The sequence below is a fragment of the Nibrella saemangeumensis genome (assembly GCF_039541915.1).
In the GTDB taxonomy this organism is placed as follows: domain Bacteria; phylum Bacteroidota; class Bacteroidia; order Cytophagales; family Spirosomataceae; genus Nibrella; species Nibrella saemangeumensis.
On sequence record NZ_BAABHD010000022.1, the window covers coordinates 237,936 to 254,731 of the forward strand.

The 16,796-nt window shown below is 51.8% G+C and carries 10 protein-coding genes; all 10 read left to right on the forward strand.

From position 1 onward, the window contains the following. Nucleotides 1-79 precede the first annotated feature (79 nt). The 10 genes from ABD949_RS08940 (at nucleotide 80) to ABD949_RS08985 (ending at nucleotide 16,690) form a co-directional block, all read left to right on the forward strand. Nucleotides 80-1,468 carry a BNR repeat-containing protein gene (locus ABD949_RS08940; protein WP_345242654.1) on the forward strand — a complete coding sequence of 463 codons (1,389 nt, stop codon included), beginning with the start codon at nucleotides 80-82 and terminating at the stop codon, nucleotides 1,466-1,468. Between the two features lie 351 nt (nucleotides 1,469-1,819). Continuing rightward, nucleotides 1,820-2,725, forward strand: coding sequence for an ABC transporter ATP-binding protein (locus ABD949_RS08945; protein WP_345242656.1), 906 nt, complete (start codon nucleotides 1,820-1,822; stop codon nucleotides 2,723-2,725). Next, nucleotides 2,722-6,360, forward strand: coding sequence for an ABC transporter permease/M1 family aminopeptidase (locus ABD949_RS08950; RefSeq protein WP_345242658.1), 3,639 nt, complete (start codon nucleotides 2,722-2,724; stop codon nucleotides 6,358-6,360). Before ABD949_RS08945 ends, ABD949_RS08950 begins: the two co-directional genes overlap by 4 nt. A gap of 113 nt (nucleotides 6,361-6,473) precedes the next feature. Beyond that, nucleotides 6,474-7,643, forward strand: coding sequence for an MBL fold metallo-hydrolase (locus ABD949_RS08955; protein WP_345242660.1), 1,170 nt, complete (start codon nucleotides 6,474-6,476; stop codon nucleotides 7,641-7,643). 362 nt (nucleotides 7,644-8,005) lie between these two features. Then, on the forward strand, nucleotides 8,006-8,701 hold the full coding sequence (locus ABD949_RS08960; RefSeq protein ID WP_345242662.1) for an RNA polymerase sigma-70 factor: 696 nt from the start codon (nucleotides 8,006-8,008) through the stop codon (nucleotides 8,699-8,701). Between the two features lie 48 nt (nucleotides 8,702-8,749). Further along, nucleotides 8,750-9,757, forward strand: a complete 1,008-nt coding sequence (locus ABD949_RS08965; protein ID WP_345242664.1) for a FecR family protein — start codon at nucleotides 8,750-8,752, stop codon at nucleotides 9,755-9,757. Between the two features lie 26 nt (nucleotides 9,758-9,783). Further along, on the forward strand, nucleotides 9,784-13,194 hold the full coding sequence (locus ABD949_RS08970; protein ID WP_345242666.1) for a SusC/RagA family TonB-linked outer membrane protein: 3,411 nt from the start codon (nucleotides 9,784-9,786) through the stop codon (nucleotides 13,192-13,194). Between the two features lie 53 nt (nucleotides 13,195-13,247). After that, nucleotides 13,248-14,726, forward strand: a complete 1,479-nt coding sequence (locus ABD949_RS08975; RefSeq protein WP_345242668.1) for a RagB/SusD family nutrient uptake outer membrane protein — start codon at nucleotides 13,248-13,250, stop codon at nucleotides 14,724-14,726. Between the two features lie 34 nt (nucleotides 14,727-14,760). Then, entirely contained in the window at nucleotides 14,761-16,221 is a 1,461-nt protein-coding gene (locus ABD949_RS08980) for an FAD-dependent oxidoreductase (protein ID WP_345242670.1), read from the forward strand. Between the two features lie 223 nt (nucleotides 16,222-16,444). Beyond that, nucleotides 16,445-16,690: a hypothetical protein gene (locus ABD949_RS08985; protein ID WP_345242672.1), complete on the forward strand. Its 246-nt coding sequence runs from the start codon at nucleotides 16,445-16,447 to the stop codon at nucleotides 16,688-16,690. Nucleotides 16,691-16,796 lie beyond the last annotated feature (106 nt).

Here is a 16,796-nt window from a genome sequence, read left to right on the forward strand (position 1 = left end):
AGCGCCTGGGCCTTGCTGGCACACAGTAGATTTCACAAGTGTATGTGTCTTACTACCAGAGACTATAACACTGACTGTTTTGAAACGATACCTGCTTCTTTTTGGCCTGCTGCCTGCCCTCCTCCTAAACTGTACCGGATCGCGAACAACGCCCCGGACCGATGCCGGCACTGGGGACAAACAACTGGCAGACCGGCAATCCGGTAAGGCACCACAAGTGGTGGAACAACTCGACATTGCGAAGGTGTGGCCGGGGCACCCGGTCGGCTTTTCGCTGCTGACCCACCCGCCCCACCAGTACGTAGCCTACTACGACCAGGACCGGCACCTGACGGTAGCTTACCGGCGCCTGGGGCAGAATCGCTGGACCTATCAGGTATTGCCCACGCGGGTAGGCTGGGACAGCCACAATTACATCGCCATGGCGCTGGACCGGAACGGGCATCTGCACCTGTCGGGCAATATGCACAGCGATACCCTCAAGTATTTCTATGCAACCCGGCCGCACGACATTACCTCTATCCGGCGTATGCCGGGCATGACCGGGCGGGAAGAGCTGCGGACCACCTACCCGGAGTTTTTCAACGGACCGGCCGGCGAAATGATCTTTGCCTACCGGGATGGGTCCAGCGGCTCGGGCAACCAGATATACAACCGCTATGATCCGGCACAGAACGTATGGAAGCGGCTGCTCGATACACCCCTTGTTGATGGCGAAGGCCTGATGAACGCTTACCTGAAGGGACCGCTGGTGGGGCCGGATGGCTACTACCACCTGGTCTGGGTATGGCGCGATACGCCCGATGCCGCTACCAATCATGATCTGAGCTACGCCCGCAGCAAAGACCTCATCCACTGGGAGAAAAGTAACGGTACTCCGCTGCGCCTGCCCATCACCCTGGCCACCGCCGAAATTATCGATCCCGTACCGGCCAAAGGCGGGATGATCAACGGCAATACCGTGATTGGCTTTGATGCGCAGCAGCGCCCGGTTATCACATACCATAAGTACGATGGGCAGGGCAACACCCAGATTTACAACGCCCGCCGGGAGGCTACGGGCTGGAAGCTATACCAGGCTACCGACTGGCAGCACCGCTGGGAGTTTGGGGGTGGCGGCTCCATCGAAGCTGAAGTAGGCGTGCAACCGGTGCAGGTGAGCAGAAGCGGTCAACTCACCATGGCGTATAAAAGCAAAAGGGCCGGCGACGGCCTGCTGGTATTGGACCCGACTACTCTTAAGCCTGTCCAGACGCTGCCGTTTCCGGTCAAAACACCACCGGCCCTGCTAAACGCCGAAACGCTGTTCCCCGGTATTCAGGTAAACATCCGCGAAGATGATAATACGGTTCCGGAGCCGGACTCCCGTTATATCCTCCGCTGGGAAACGCTGGGCCGTAACCGCGATCGTCCCCGGCAGGGACCGATACCCGAGCCGGGTATGCTGCGGCTGTACCGGCTCCGGTAGGGTGCAGGTTATGACCATCATTGATTCATTTGTTAACCTGGCTCCACGAACCCTTTCGCCAAAGCCGATAGGCACGAGACACGATCCTTACTGAAAACGCCACGGCGTAGGCGGCTGTCGGCATACTTTTCGCTTTCCCCGCAGCGATCGGGAAATAGGTATTCTCCAGCGGGCTGCCCGCCTGGCCGGTCATCCCTAAAATTCTCCGCTCATACCCAAAATTCACCAACAAGACATAAATTTGACAAAGTACCTTGCCTTGCATAGTACTATATTATACATTCGTCCTGGCTGAGGTTAAATCGTGCCCCGCTACACCATTAGTTTGCTTCAGTTAGACGACGAAAAAGCATGGAGTTAAAAATCAATAACATCTCGAAGACCTATCCCAACGGCGTTACTGCGCTTAGCCAGGTTTCCCTCTGCATTCCCAACGGTATGTATGGTCTGCTCGGTCCTAATGGGGCGGGTAAATCTACGTTAATGAGGATTTTGGCAACGCTTCAGGACCCCAGTGAAGGAACCATACACCTGGGCGATATCGATATGCTCAATGATAAGGATGAGGTCCGTAAAACACTGGGCTACCTCCCCCAGGAGTTCGGGCTGTATCCCAAGGCAACTGCAGAAAACCTGCTGGATTATTTTGCGGTATTGAAAGGGTTTTCGCAAAAAAAAGCCCGCCGGGAGGTAGTCGAATCGCTCTTGAAAAAAGTGAATCTCTGGGATGCACGCCGGCAAAAGCTGGGCGGCTTTTCCGGGGGGATGCGCCAGCGTTTCGGCATTGCCGTGGCGCTGCTGGGTAATCCAAAGCTACTCATTGTGGATGAGCCTACCGCCGGACTTGACCCAACTGAACGGGTGAGATTCCTCAATCTGCTCAGTGAGCTGGGCGAAAACAGTGTGGTGCTCCTGTCGACCCATATCGTGGAGGATGTTTCCGAATTATGCACCAACATGGCCATTATCAACAAAGGGGAGATTCTGCTGGAAACGCAGCCGCTGGCGGCCATAAACGCGCTGCGGGGAAAGATATGGCGGCTGATGATTGAAAAAAGTGGGCTTCCGGAGCTTGAGCAGCATCACCAGGTGATTTCAACCAAATTATTCTCGGGAAAAACGGTGGTTCATGTGTACAGTGACATACAGCCGGGAAGTGGATTTGAGATGGTTGAGCCGGATCTGGAAGATGTCTATTTCAGCACCATGACCGGCCTTATGGGAACGGGCAGAAAGAAACAGGAGGCAGCCTTATGATATTCCGTCAGATCTTCCGCTATGAATTCGGGTATCAGCTCAGCAGCCCTTCTACCTGGGTCTATTTTTTCCTGGCTTTCATGGTTTCTTTCTGGTTCACCGCAATCGTACGACCCGGTGATGATACCATTTACCTGAACGCACCTTCATTTCTTGTCTTCGCGACAATTTTCAACAGTGTGATCTGGCTGCTCACGGCCGGTGTCATTGCCGGGCAGGCTGCTGCCCGGGACGTGCAGACCCGGATGTTTCCTCTCGTGTATACCACACCGGTAAGCAAATGGAAGTACCTCTCCGGACGTTTCACGGCTGCCTTTCTGCTTAACGCATTGATTCACCTGGTTATTCCCATCGGGTTTTTTCTAAGCTTTTACCTCCGCACAGGGCAGCCGGGGCAGATAGGTCCGTTCAGTCTGAAAGCGTTTCTATCCGCTTATTTCTACCTCTCATTGCCGCTGGCCTTTTATGTTACCGCCTGTCAGTTTTCTGTGTCAGTGGTACAGCGGAAAGCTATCGCAGCTTTACTGGTAAGTTTTCTCCTGTTTCCCATCCTTTCCCAACTCATCGGTTACTCGGTAGCCGTCTGGCTGGGAAAGTTAGAGCTGTACAATCTGGTTGATCTGGTCGGGGTTTCTCTTATCAAGGAAATCGAAACCTGGACGCCTTTTGAACGGAACAACCGGTTTATTCAGCTTACTGGTACGCTGTTGTGGAACCGGCTGATCTGGTTTGCCATAGCCACCCTGCTGCTGGCCTATAGTTACCACCTCTTTACGTTCACGCACCAGGTTGAAAATTCAGCCCCGAAAAGAAAGAAGAAAAAGACGGCTGCCGAAGTAGCGGTTACCGATCTTCCGGCGGTGGAGTCTACAGCGGCCTCTTTTTTTCTGCCTTCTTTTGGGCGTTCTGCCTGGTTCAGCCAGCTGCTGGCGATAACCCGGTCTTCTTTCCGGTATATCGCCGGGAGCAAAACCGGACTTACCCTTGTCGGTCTGTATGCCCTCCATCTGGTCGTTTTTGCGGGCGAATACCTGAAAGCAAAAGGGGTGCCGCAATATGCCACCCCCATGAACGTACTCCCGATGCTTACCGCATCCCTGACGAATACCGATTCGGGCCTGGTCCTCATTCCCATGCTCCTTACTTTTTTAGCCGGAGAACTGATCTGGCGCGAACGGGAGTCCAATCTGAATGCCATGTCAGATACTATGCCTGTATCGGAGTGGGGGCTTTTTCTTGGTAAGTTTCTGGGTCTGGCCCTGGTGATTGGCCTTTGGATGGGCTTTCTGCTGCTGGCGGGCATAGGGATACAGCTTATCAATGGGCAGACCAGTGTGGCACTCGGGGTATTTATCAAAGCCTTGTTTGGGATCCAGCTCATCAATTACCTGCTGTTTGCGATGCTGGTGATGGCTGTACATGCCCTGGTGAACCATAAATACCTGGGTCATCTGGCCGTACTGATGGTGTATCTGTGCCTGGTTTTTCCCGAAAAACTGGGTATTGAGCACAACCTGTTCCTCTATGGTTCAGACCCTGGCGGGTCCTATACGGACATGAGAGGGTATGGTCCTTTTCTCGCTCCCTTCCTTTGGTTTAAAGCCTACTGGTTTGGCTGGGCTCTGCTCCTGGCGGTAGTGGGCAAGTTACTGCTGGTTCGCACGATGCCGGAACACTTCAGGGGAAGAGTCCAGCTCATTAAGAACCGGTTCACACGGTCTACCACTTTAACCGCCCTGGCCGGGTTGGTCATTGTACTGGTTACAGGCGGCTATATCGTTTACAATACCAATGTGTTGAATGAGTATGTTTCTTCCGGTACATGGGTCGAGCAGAAGGCGGGCTATGAAATCCACTATCGGAAGTATCTCAACCGGCCGCAGCCCAGCGTTACCGGCACAAAAGTAAACGTTGAATTATATCCCCGGGAGCGAAAGGCCGAGATCCGGGGGCGTTATAAACTGGTCAATCTGACCCAGGTACCGGTTGACACCGTTTGTCTGGATATCAAACATGGCGTGGAAACCAGGAATATCCGCTTTAACGTGCCGGCGCGGGCGGTGGTAGACGATCGGTTTCACGGTTTTACTACCTACAAACTGCAAAAACCGCTACAGCCGGGAGACTCCGTGCAGCTGAATTTTGAGGTCGTGTGGCAGTCGAAAGGGTTCCGGAATAAGGGTATGGATGTGTCGGTGGTCGAGAATGGGACGTACTTTATCAATTATGAGAGGCTGCCGACGATCGGTTATAGTCTGAATCGCGAACTCCGGAACGACCCGGACAGAAAGAACTATGGCTTATCCGATTGGAAGCTGCCTTCGTTGTATGATCCCAATTCGCGCCAGGTAAGGTCGGGACAGGAACTGATCAGCTTTGAGGCTGTAGTCGGCACGGAGGCAGGACAGACCGCCATTGCACCCGGAAAGCTGGTACGGGCATGGAACGAGAAAGGCCGGAGCTATTTTCAGTATGCTACCCATGCTCCGATCCGGAATACCTTCTCTATCTTCTCGGCCCGGTACGAAAAATACGCTTCGGTCTGGAAAGACACGGTTTCCGGCAGAAAGCGGGATGTAACGTTCACGATTTATTATCATCCCGGCCATGCTGAGAACGTTAAGCGAATCGCGAGGAGTGTGCAGGCTGCTCTTCCTTATTTTACCCGGACGTTTGGGCCCTACCCCCACGATCATCTTACCATCACGGAACGTTCCGACTCGGAAGGGTTTTTGAATGCGGAGCCCTCCGCCGTTGACTTTGGAGAACCGTTTGTTCTGTTAAATCAGAACGACAATCCGCAGGCACTGGATGTTGTCTTTTTTGCCATGGCGCACGAAGTGGCGCATCAGTGGTTTGGAACAGGGCAGGTTATTCCGGCCGCTTCCGAAGGCGCACCCGTCGTGTCTGAGTCGGTGGCCAACTATTCAGGCTTACAGGTGGTAGAGCATACGTACGGTGAGGAGCAGGTAGGTCTGCTGCTTCAGATGTGGAGAGATGACTATGAAGTCCCCCGAATGTGGTACATGAACAGTTTGCTGCAGGCCAATGATCCATTTCTGGGTTACCGCAAAGGAGTAATGGCCTTGTACGCCCTGACCCGGTATACACATAAAGAAGCGGTAAACGACGCCTTGCGGCAAATGCTTACCAGGCATGGTACCGGAAAGCCACCGCTGCCAAACACCCTGGATCTGTATCGGGAGTTGAAGGCAGCGATGCCCGATTCACTGCATGGGCTGCTGAGCGATTATTTCGAGAAAAACCTGTACTGGCAGATGAAGACGGACCAGGTAAGTGCGGAGCAGATCGATGCCAGAAACTGGAAAGTCACCCTCCGGGTAAAAGCGAAAAAATACATCATTGACAGCACCGGATCGGACATTGCGCAGCCCTTAAATGACTGGATTGAAATAGGCGTTTTTGCTCCCGGTGTAAAAAGTAAGCCGCTTTACCGGCAGAAGCACAAAATCACCGCGGAAGAAACCACCATTACGGTACGGGTATCCGAAAAGCCGGCCCAGGCAGGTATTGATCCGTACTACCTGCTTTTCGATCTTTTCCTGGACGATAACCGGAAGAACGTGACGATCAAGGGGGATGGGGTGGAGAATTTGAAACAGGGCCTGTTGTAACCTTATGCCACAGAAATAAGTTGATACTGAACGAATCAGTAGCCCCCTGACGCAGACCATGTGGCTCTGGCGAAGTTAGTATAATGAAACAGAGCAGTTAGAAGCCATTCCGTATGAGTCAATTGAAGCTGATTCCTATAAAACGCCGGATTTGGGGGTTGCTGGTTGTCGGTATGCTGGCCGTTGTTGTCGTGCTGGCACAGGGTTGCAATCCGATCAGAGCACTGGGTAAAAATCCATCCGGGGAGGCCCTGAAACGAATTGAAGCGCTGCCTAATTACCAGGACGGCGCGTTTCAGAACCTGGATCAGATCGTTCAGAATGTCCAGACGGTGGCGCCGGCCACCACAACGCCGGTACGAAGAGGCCCACGCTGGTTACGGATGCTAAAGTACGTTACGGGGCAACCCAAAGAGCTGCTTCCGGCCAAACCGCTCATAACCGTTAAAACCGATCTGGTCAATGCAACCTACACCAGGCCGACGGTTGTCTGGTTTGGTCACTCGTCGTTTCTGTTGAAAACAGGTTCGGTTAACATTCTTTTCGATCCCAGCTTTAGTGGCTTTGCCGGTCCGTTCAAAGGGGCCATCAGGGCGTTTGACGGGAGCAATGTCTATGACCATGACGATATGCCGGTGATCGATGCGCTGGTCATATCGCACGATCATTATGATCACCTGGATTACCTGACGGTCAAAAGACTGCGAAAAAAAGTCAAACGAGTGATAGTGCCGATCGGGGTAGGTTCTCATTTCAGGCACTGGGGTTTTCCCGACGATATGATTACCGAACTCAACTGGAACGAGTCTGCCAGGCTGTCGGAGGCAATAACGATCACGGCAACCCCGGCTCATCACCGGTCTAACCGGACGTTCAAACAAGTCAGAAAGACCTTATGGGCATCGTACGTAATCAAAGCGGATGGCCATACGGTCTTTTTTAGCGGTGATAGCGGATACAGCCGGCACTTCAAACTAATCGGTGAGCAATACGGTCCCTTTGACCTGGCGTTGCTGGAATGTGGGCAGTACAATGTAAAGTGGCCGCAAAGCCATATGTTTCCCACGCAAACCGCCCAGGCCGCGCTGGATCTGCGGGCGGCTATGACCTTGCCCGTTCACTGGGGCAAATACGCGGAGTCGGAGCATGCCTGGAACGAATCGGTCAATCTGTACGTGAAAGCGGCCGATAGCCTGCACGTTCCGGTGACGGTGCCGCGCATTGGCGAACCGTATACCATTGGCACGGCGGCAAAGCGGACTGCCTGGTGGAATGAGTTCTAGCGGTTCGCTTTGGCTTATAAGGCTAAAATGCTTCCCGTGCGGAGTGCGATACGATTGATGCTTTCCCCACTTGAAACAGAGCAACCGATAGTCTCGGCGAATGCGATCCTTCTAAGTTTTCTGAAGAAGGGCGGCTGTCCCTAACCGGCTTACCTTCTTAACCAATGAGTAAAAGTAGTATTCTTCTGAGCAAATAAGCCTTTCGACGTAAATCCTCCCTGTAGTAAGCGACGAAGGCGTTTACGTTAACTGCAGCTTTTGCTTTTTTTCAAGAAAAAATTACAGTTGAGTAAGGTGATTTTGCGGAAAAGTTGTCTTGTGAATATACGACTGCAAATTCCTGACCTCCTAACTGACCGGCTATGCACATTCGTTCCTTAATGGATTCCACTCCACAACCTTACCAGGCAGACCTGATCGTCATTCGCTCATCCGATCCGCCGGGTACGTCCACGGAGGAGAGCCCGGTCCATACAGAAACGGAACTTTTCATCAGAAAGGCCTTCGCTGAAAATCCCCAGAAGGGATGCGAGTTGCTCTTTCAGCGCTATCACCAGGCTTTGTGCAGTCATGCCGTTCGGTTCGTCTATTCCAGAGAAACCGCCGAGGATTTGGTGAGTGAGGTATTCTGTACCTTTTGGAAGACAAAAGCGTACGAAAGCGTCAACTCATCGTACCGCTATTATTTATTTCGGAGTGTTCGAAATGCGGCCTACAATTACCTCCGGCTGGAATTTCAGCCCTTAGAGGATATTACGCTGGCAGAAAGCCGGGAGGAGATCGCCAGTTTGCGTCCGGATCAGGTCCTGCAGTATGAAGAAGTCTTTCACCGGGTAGAAGACCTGGTGGAGTCACTGCCTCCCCAGTGCCGCCGAGTGTTTTTGCTAAGTCGATTTGAAGGCCGGAAATACCAGGAGATCGCCCAGGAGTTGGGCATCTCCATTAAAACCGTGGAGGTGCACCTGGTTAAAGCCTTAAGCATCATTCGGAAAGGACTTAAGGATCATTGGCTCGTGGTCATGCTGGCTATCGGGCGATTGTTCCCTTTTGATTACTGAGAAGCAGGCGTTGATTCTAAGTTTTCTATCCTCAAGTAATCTGAAATTATGGAAGCTGATATTAATAAAGAGCTAATATTTAATCATTTCGCCCGGAAGTCGTCTCCTCTGCAACGTGAACTGATCGCGCAGTGGCTGCGGGAAAAAGAAAACGAGGAGCAGTATTACCGGTGGCTTGAGGAATGGGAGGCTGCCCACCCGCAATACCTGGCGCAGACGCAGCCGGCGCTGGCGGCTTTTAGTCAGTTTCTGGCGAAGAACCCGCATACGGATGAGCCTGTTGCCGCTATCTCCACGGCTGATCAATACCTGTTCAGGCAACGGACCATCCGGCGCTGGTTTGTGGCAGCCTCTATCCTGCTGCTTTTAGGAATGGGAGGCTTTCTGATGCGGGACCAACTACGGTATCATACGTATGCCACCAGCTTTGGCGAAACCCGTTCGATTCGGCTGGCTGATGGGAGTGATGTCGTACTCAACGCTAATTCTAGGTTACGCGTACCCCGCTGGGGGTTTGGCCGGGAAACACGGGAGGTACTCCTGAAGGGGGAAGCCCTTTTTTCGGTAACCCATACGGCCGATGATCAGAAGTTTATCGTTAAGACCGAGCGAAAGGTGGACGTAGTTGTCCTGGGAACCGAGTTTACCGTATTCGCCCGAAACCGCGGAGCCCGGGTAGCCCTTAACAAAGGAAAAGTAGAGATCCATTATCAGCAAAATAATACCGCGAAACAGGTTACCATGAAACCGGGCGACCTGGTCTCGATTGATAGCCGGAACCAGCTTGCCCATAAGACTACCAAAGATCCCCAGGAGCAGGCAGCGTGGCGGCAGAAACGATTCGTCTTTGAAGAGACAACCTTACAGGAGGTAGCGTATCTGCTGGAAGAGAATTACGGCATACACGTCGACATCAGTGATAGTACGTTAGCCCAACGTAAGCTGATGGGATCATTCCGGGCAGAAAATGTGGATCAACTCCTGCAATCTATTTCAGAACTGTTAGATATTACCGTTGTCCGTCAGGGCAATCATGTTCGGCTTTCCGACCAATAAGGAAGCAATCCTAAACCCTTAAACGTATGAACAAGTATCTGCAAAAAGCCAGTCAGGCCGGGCTTATGGCTATGTTTTTGCTCTTCGGACTGCGAAATAGCTGGTCGCAGTCGGTGGTGCTGGCGCACAATGTCTCACAAACACAGCCGGGCAAAGAAGCTACCCGGCAACTCAAAGACGTTCTGAATGAACTGAAGAGTCAATACGGTGTCGATATCCTTTTCGAAGTGCAGGCGGTGGAAGGGGTATCCGTTGCGAAAGGATTACTCAGCCCAACCGCATCCCTGGAAAAGAACCTCGATCGGGTATTACGCCCTGTGGGTTTCCGTTATAAAAAAGTAAACAGTACCTCCTATCTGGTTATTGCTGAAAAGAAGGAACGAAAAGTGGTAACCAATACCGGGTCAGCGGGGGAGTTGGTACCTGCGTCCCTACCGGCTTCCGGTGCCGGACCCGTTGAAAAAGCGGAGACTACGGCTGGCTTAACCAGTGATAAAATGGTGCGACAGACGGCCATAGACCGTACCATTACGGGAAGGGTCAGGAGTGAAACCGGCGAGGGATTACCGGGTGTGAGTGTGGTCGTCAAGAATACCACCCGCGGTACATCCACGGATGCCGCAGGCGAATTCAGGTTGAATGTACCGGACGACGCCGTTACGTTGGTCTTCTCCTACGTGGGTTATGTGAATCAGGAGGTGGTCCTTGGTACGAGAACGAACCTCGACGTTCAGCTGGTCCCGGATCAGAAGACCCTGGATGAAGTAGTGGTAGTCGGTTATGGTACAGTTAAAAAAAGCGACCTGACCGGATCGTTGTCGCAGGTAAAGGCAAAAGAACTCAACGCCTTCCCGACCACCAATGTGTTACAGGCTTTATCCGGCCGGGCAGCCGGGGTACAGGTGCTGCAAAATACAGGGGCACCGGGTGGGCCCGTCAGTGTCCGTATCCGGGGAACCAACTCTATTCAAGGCAGTAATGAGCCCCTGTATGTAGTGGATGGATTCCCCATATCCGGCAATAACCCTACGGTGTTAAATAACGCTGATATTGAAAATATTGAAATTTTAAAAGATGCCTCAGCCACGGCCATATATGGATCACGTGGAGCCAACGGGGTCATTCTGATTACTACCAAGCGGGGTAAAGCGGGAAAAACACGGGTTGATGTCGAGACCAGTTATAGTTCACAGACGCTTCGCAAAAAGCTGGACCTGATGAATGCCCGGGAATACGCTACCTTTTACAATGAACAGGCCCAGAACGATAACCTGAAGCCGTATTTTACCCAGCAGCAGATTGATGCGTTTGGTGAGGGTTTTGACTGGCAGGATTTTGTGTTCCGAAAGGCCCCTATGAAAACTCTGGCGCTGAATGTAAGCGGAGGGAATGAGAAAACGCAGTTTTCGCTGTCCGGAAGTATGTTCAATCAGGATGGTATTATTCGCGGCAGCGATTATAACCGATACTCGTTGCGCGCTAATATAAACCATGCAATCAGCCGCAAACTTCAGGTAAATTTTGCCGGTACGCTTACCCGGCTTAAAACCAATTCCCAAAACAGTCAGGGGGGTAACCGGGGAGGCTCATTAATTGCCGGCGCTATTTCAGCTCCGCCCATTCTTACTCCGTATACCGACGATGGTGCTTACCGCGTCTTTGGAACCGCCTATTCGTTTATTAACGCCCAGCTCATCAATCCGATCAATTTTCTAAACGAGCAATCCAGTCAGACCAGGGGCAACCGGGTCTTGAGCAATGCGGCCCTGATTTACAATCCGATACCGGAATTAACAATCAAGGTATCGGGTGGCATTGAAAATTCAGACGACCGTACTGACTCCTATACGACGAATAATTTTGTCAATTCCCAGGGAAGTGCCGGTGTAAACACGGCTCAGTTTACCAGCCTCCTGAGTGAGAATACTATCAGTTATAACAAGACCTTTAACCTGAAGCATAGTGTTGCGGCCGTAGCCGGCTTTACCTATCAGGATTTTGTCAGCACGTCCCTAAGCGGCAGCGGTATCGGGTTTCTGAGTAACACCAGCCAAACCTACGACCTGGCGGCTGCCAATACACCGGGTATTCCCAACTCCTCTTTCTCAAAATCAACCTTATTATCCTATCTGGGCAGGATAAATTACTCGTACGACAGTCGGTATCTGGCTACCGCCAGTTTTCGGGTCGATGGATCCTCTAAATATAGCCGGGGAAATAAATGGGGATATTTCCCCTCGGCCGCTCTGGCCTGGCGTATTTCGAACGAAGCGTTTTTGAAGAATAACACGACCATTACCGACCTGAAGCTGCGGGTAAGCTGGGGACTTACCGGCAGCCAGGCCATCAACGCATACGCAACGCTCAATCAGCTTTTCTCCGGAAAGACGGTCTTCGATGATGCCCTCTTTACCACGTATGCACCGGGAACCGTCTTGCCCGGCAACCTGAAATGGGAGACGACCGAGCAAAAAGACATCGGTATCGATCTGGGAATTTTGCAAAACCGCGTTGTCATCACGGCTGATTATTACATCAAAAATACCCGCGATTTGCTGAATACGGTTCAGCTTCCCTCTTCGCTGGGCTTTATCAACACCATCCAGAACATTGGCGAAGTGCAGAATAAAGGTTTCGAGTTCAGTGTTAACACCAATGTGTTAAATGGTCCTTTCAAATGGGATCTCAACGCCATTGTGTCACTGAACCGGAACAAGGTCATGAAGCTATACGGTGGCCAGGACATACTGGGCGGATATGTCGATATAAATACCATCACCGACACCCGGAATATTCTTAGAGAAGGGCAGCCCATCGGCCGGTTCTGGGGGTATCTGGAAGATGGGTATGATGAAAAAGGGAAAATCAGGTACAAGGATTTGAACGGGGACGGCACCATCACCGTGCTGGATAAAACCTATATCGGTAACCCGAACCCAAATTTTATTTACGGGCTTAATTCAAGTATGTCCTTCAAAAATTTTGACCTGACCATTTTTCTTCAGGGAACGCAGGGCAACGACATTTTTAACACCAGTGCTATCAACAATACCGTCGATTACAACAACGGCCTGAATATGCCACGGGAGGTATACCTCAATCACTGGAGCAGCGCTAATCCGACCGCGAAATATCCGGTCATCAGCAATACAAACCGAATCAATGTGTCGAACCGCTTCGTCGAAGACGGGTCCTATTTAAGGCTGAAGAATATTCAGCTGGCCTATAAAGTTCCGGTGCAGAACTGGGGGCTGAACTGGATTCAGAACGTACAACTTTACGCCAGCGGACAAAATCTGGTAACCTTTACCAGGTACTCCTGGTGGGATCCGGAAGTTAATTCAAACGGAGGATCGAACTCCACCGCGCAGGGGTTTGATCAGTTTAGCTATCCTACCGCTAAAGTAATAACGCTTGGTTTGAGGGCCGGTTTCTGAACCAGACGTTAATTCTCCACGGCATATATTGGTCAAATTATTCAGGTAAAATCATGAAAGACACTTATTTCTCCTGCGGCTTATGGCCCTATTTAAGCAGGCTTCTTTGGGGAGCGCTGTTGCTAATGAGTACCTCCTGTGAGGATATTCTGGAAGAAGAGACAAAATCGCTCGCCGTTGAAACCTTTTACAATACAAAGGCTGAGGTAGAAGCCGCTGTCAATGCCATTTATACTCCGCTTCGGAGCAGTAACACCAGTGGGATGGGGGTGTACATCGCCGTACTGGAAGCCCATATCGATTATGCCTACGGACGAGGCAGTTATACCGTACTCAATAACTTTCAGGGGCTTGATAATGTGAACGTCAGCCGCACCGCAGGGGCCTGGGAGGGATTTTACCTGAGTATCCGAAATGCCAATCTGGTCATAAAGAATGCGCCTAATGGTAAAGCGGTCAGCAAAGCCGATATAGCCCGGTACGTCGCCGAAGCCAAGTTTCTGCGTGCGTTCAATTACTTTCATCTGGTCAGAAACTGGGGAGCCGTACCGCTCCGAACCGAGCAGAATATGACCGAGATTAATGCCAAACGCAATCCGGTAGCCGAAGTATATGAGTTGATTGTGGCTGATCTGAAAGAGGCCGAAGCGAATCTGTCCGATCAGGTTCCACAATCCGGCCGGCCTTCTAAATGGGCAGCGAAAACGGTTCTGGCAGACGTTTATCTTCAGTTGGAGAAGTTTGCGGAAGCCCGCGATAAAGCCAAAGAAGTTATGGACTTGAAACGGTTTGCGCTGGTGCCGGTTGCCTCTACGGACGATTTTCAGAAAATTTTCGGCCCGGCTGTCATTACAACACCGGAAGAAATTTTTTACCTGAAGTACTCCCACCAGACGGGGCAGGGTAATTTGTGGCCATGGCTGACAAACCATCCCGGCACCCGCCTGCATGGGGGTGGAGGGGTTTATGGTCATCATAGTGATACCAGTAACCCCTTATATCAGAAGTGGGATAACAAAGATCTGCGGAAAGGCCTTTGGTATCCCTATAACATCGGTATAGGCACTACCTCTCTGTTAAACAAAAAATTTATTGATCCCGATGCTATCGGAGGTTCCGGAGCCGCTAACGATGCTCCCTGGTATCGTTACGCCGATTTACTGCTGATCTACGCCGAAGCCGCCGGCCGTACGGCAAATGGCCCAACGGCCGAAGCGATGGAAGCGTTGAACCAGGTACACCGCCGGGCGTATGGGCTGAATCCCACTACTCCGTCGGCCATTGATTTCAAACCGGCAGACTATAACGCGGCTACGTTCCTGGATTTGATCATCAAAGAACGCGGCTATGAGTTTCAGTATGAAGGCAAGCGGTGGCTTGAACTGAAGCGTACCGACAAAGCACAGGAACTCATCATGGCTACCAAGGGCAAGACCATCGCAGAAAAAGCGTATCTGTGGCCTATCGCCGTTTCGGAGCTCGGCTATAACAAAGCCATCGATCCGGTAAAAGATCAAAATCCTGGCTATTAATTATTTATTCCCTGATCCTTAACTTTCTGAATGCATGACCAGCAATGATTTGCAGAATGGCCTTTCAGCCATGTTTAATCTGAATCGACGGAAATTTCTCCAAACGAGCCTGGCCGGCGCGGGAGCCGCTGCCTTACCAACTCTGTCGCACGGAATGGATTCACCGGCAAAGGGAAGTGCGGAGTTCAAAGAGCCTGCGCGTAATCTGCCGATAAAAGCAGATGTTGATGTGATCGTATGCGGAGCCGGCCCGGCCGGTGTTTCGGCGGCTATAACGGCGGCCCGGGCGGGAGCTAAGACCCAGCTTATTGAGGTTCACGGTTGTCTGGGTGGCGTCTGGACCGCCGGGTTGCTAACCTACATTTTTGACTTCAATAAACCGGGCCTTACTAAGGAAATTAAGGAAAAACTGGACGAACGCGATGCCCGTCGCAACAAGATTGGCGATCAGTTTGTGTATCATCCGGACGAGATGAAACTACTGCTGGAAGAAATGTGCGCCGAAGCCGGCGTAAAATACCGTTTGCATACCCGGGTGGCAGCGGCTTACCGGGAAAAGAGCCGCCTGACCACCGCCATTACCGAATCGAAATCGGGGAGGGAAGCCTGGCGGGCCAAAGTGTTTATTGATGCCACCGGTGATGGCGATCTGGGGGCGCAGGCCGGTAATAGCTGGGAAATCGGGAAAGGAGGAGATACCTGCCCGTGCCAGCCCATGACGCTGAATACCCTGGCGGTGGTGCGCGATGCCTCCGCGTTGAAACGCTTTATCTCCTTTTACACCAACGAGGGGGATCGCAAAGACTGGCATGTGCCCGCCGTACGGGCCTTTGCGGAGGAAATTAAACGGACAGGAGTTTCACCTTCGTACGGAATGCCTACGCTGTTTCTGATTCGGGATAACCTGGTCATGATTATGGTCAATCATGAGTATAATATCAAGGCCTTCGACGCGGATGAGATTACCGAAGCTACCGTGCGAGCCAGGGCCGAGGTCTACAGCATTGTGCGGGGTTTGAATAAGCTCGGCGGACCCTGGGAGGGTATGCAGATTGTGGCTACTCCCGAGCAGATCGGTATTCGGGATGGGCGTCGTATTCATGGGCGGTATATGGTGACCAAAGAGGATCTGGTGATTGGTGCCCGACATGAAGATGCCGTTGTTCGTCCCACGTTTGGGGTTGATATTCACGCTACAGACCGCAAAACCAATGAGGTGGAAACCATTTCTAGGGGGGGAATCAAAATGATTCCGTATGATATCCCGCTCCGGGCGCTGATCGCCAAAGATGTAGATGGACTGATGATGGCGGGCCGTTGTATCAGCGGAGACTTTACGGCACATGCCAGTTACCGTGTTACCGGTAATGCGGTGGCTATGGGCGAAGCTGCGGGAGCGGTAGCCTCTATTGCCGCAAAAACCAACCGGCTTCCGCACGAAGTCCAATGGGGCGAAGCGTCACAATTGCTTAGTCAACTTAAGATGAGAACCTGATATTGGTGTAAAAAAAATTGAAGGATGGATGGCAGCTGAACGGTGTCGTACTGGCTGAACGGCGCGGCACCGTTCAGATTAATTTGGATGGTAGAATAAAACTTCTCCGACACCCAGTCGGCGGTCTTGTCCATTAACCGTTTTTAAATAGTCATTTAAGGCCTGCTTAATTTGCCCGATAGGTCTGTGGTCTACCTTTGCTTTAACAAAAACGACGACGATTATGAGACAGTATTGGGCCGTGTTCGCAGATGAGGTAAGTTCACACCGGTTGGATTTTGATACGCTGGCTTCCGCCATCAATTATCTTAATTTTCTGTTTCTGACCCGCCAGGGCACATCCGGCTACCAGGCCGGTATCTATGATCTGGTCAATGAGCGGCTGGTGCCTGTTCACGAACTCACCGGAGCCATGATTGCCAGCCGGACCACTACCCATACCTTACTGGATTCGCTGTCGTTCGAGTAATACCGCTGCCTGTGGGTAGCCTGCTTATTGACTGATGTTGACCTGCCCCGATGATCCGGGGCTTTTTGTTTGGTGTCGGTTTCGGAATTAGCCGTATTTTGCAAAT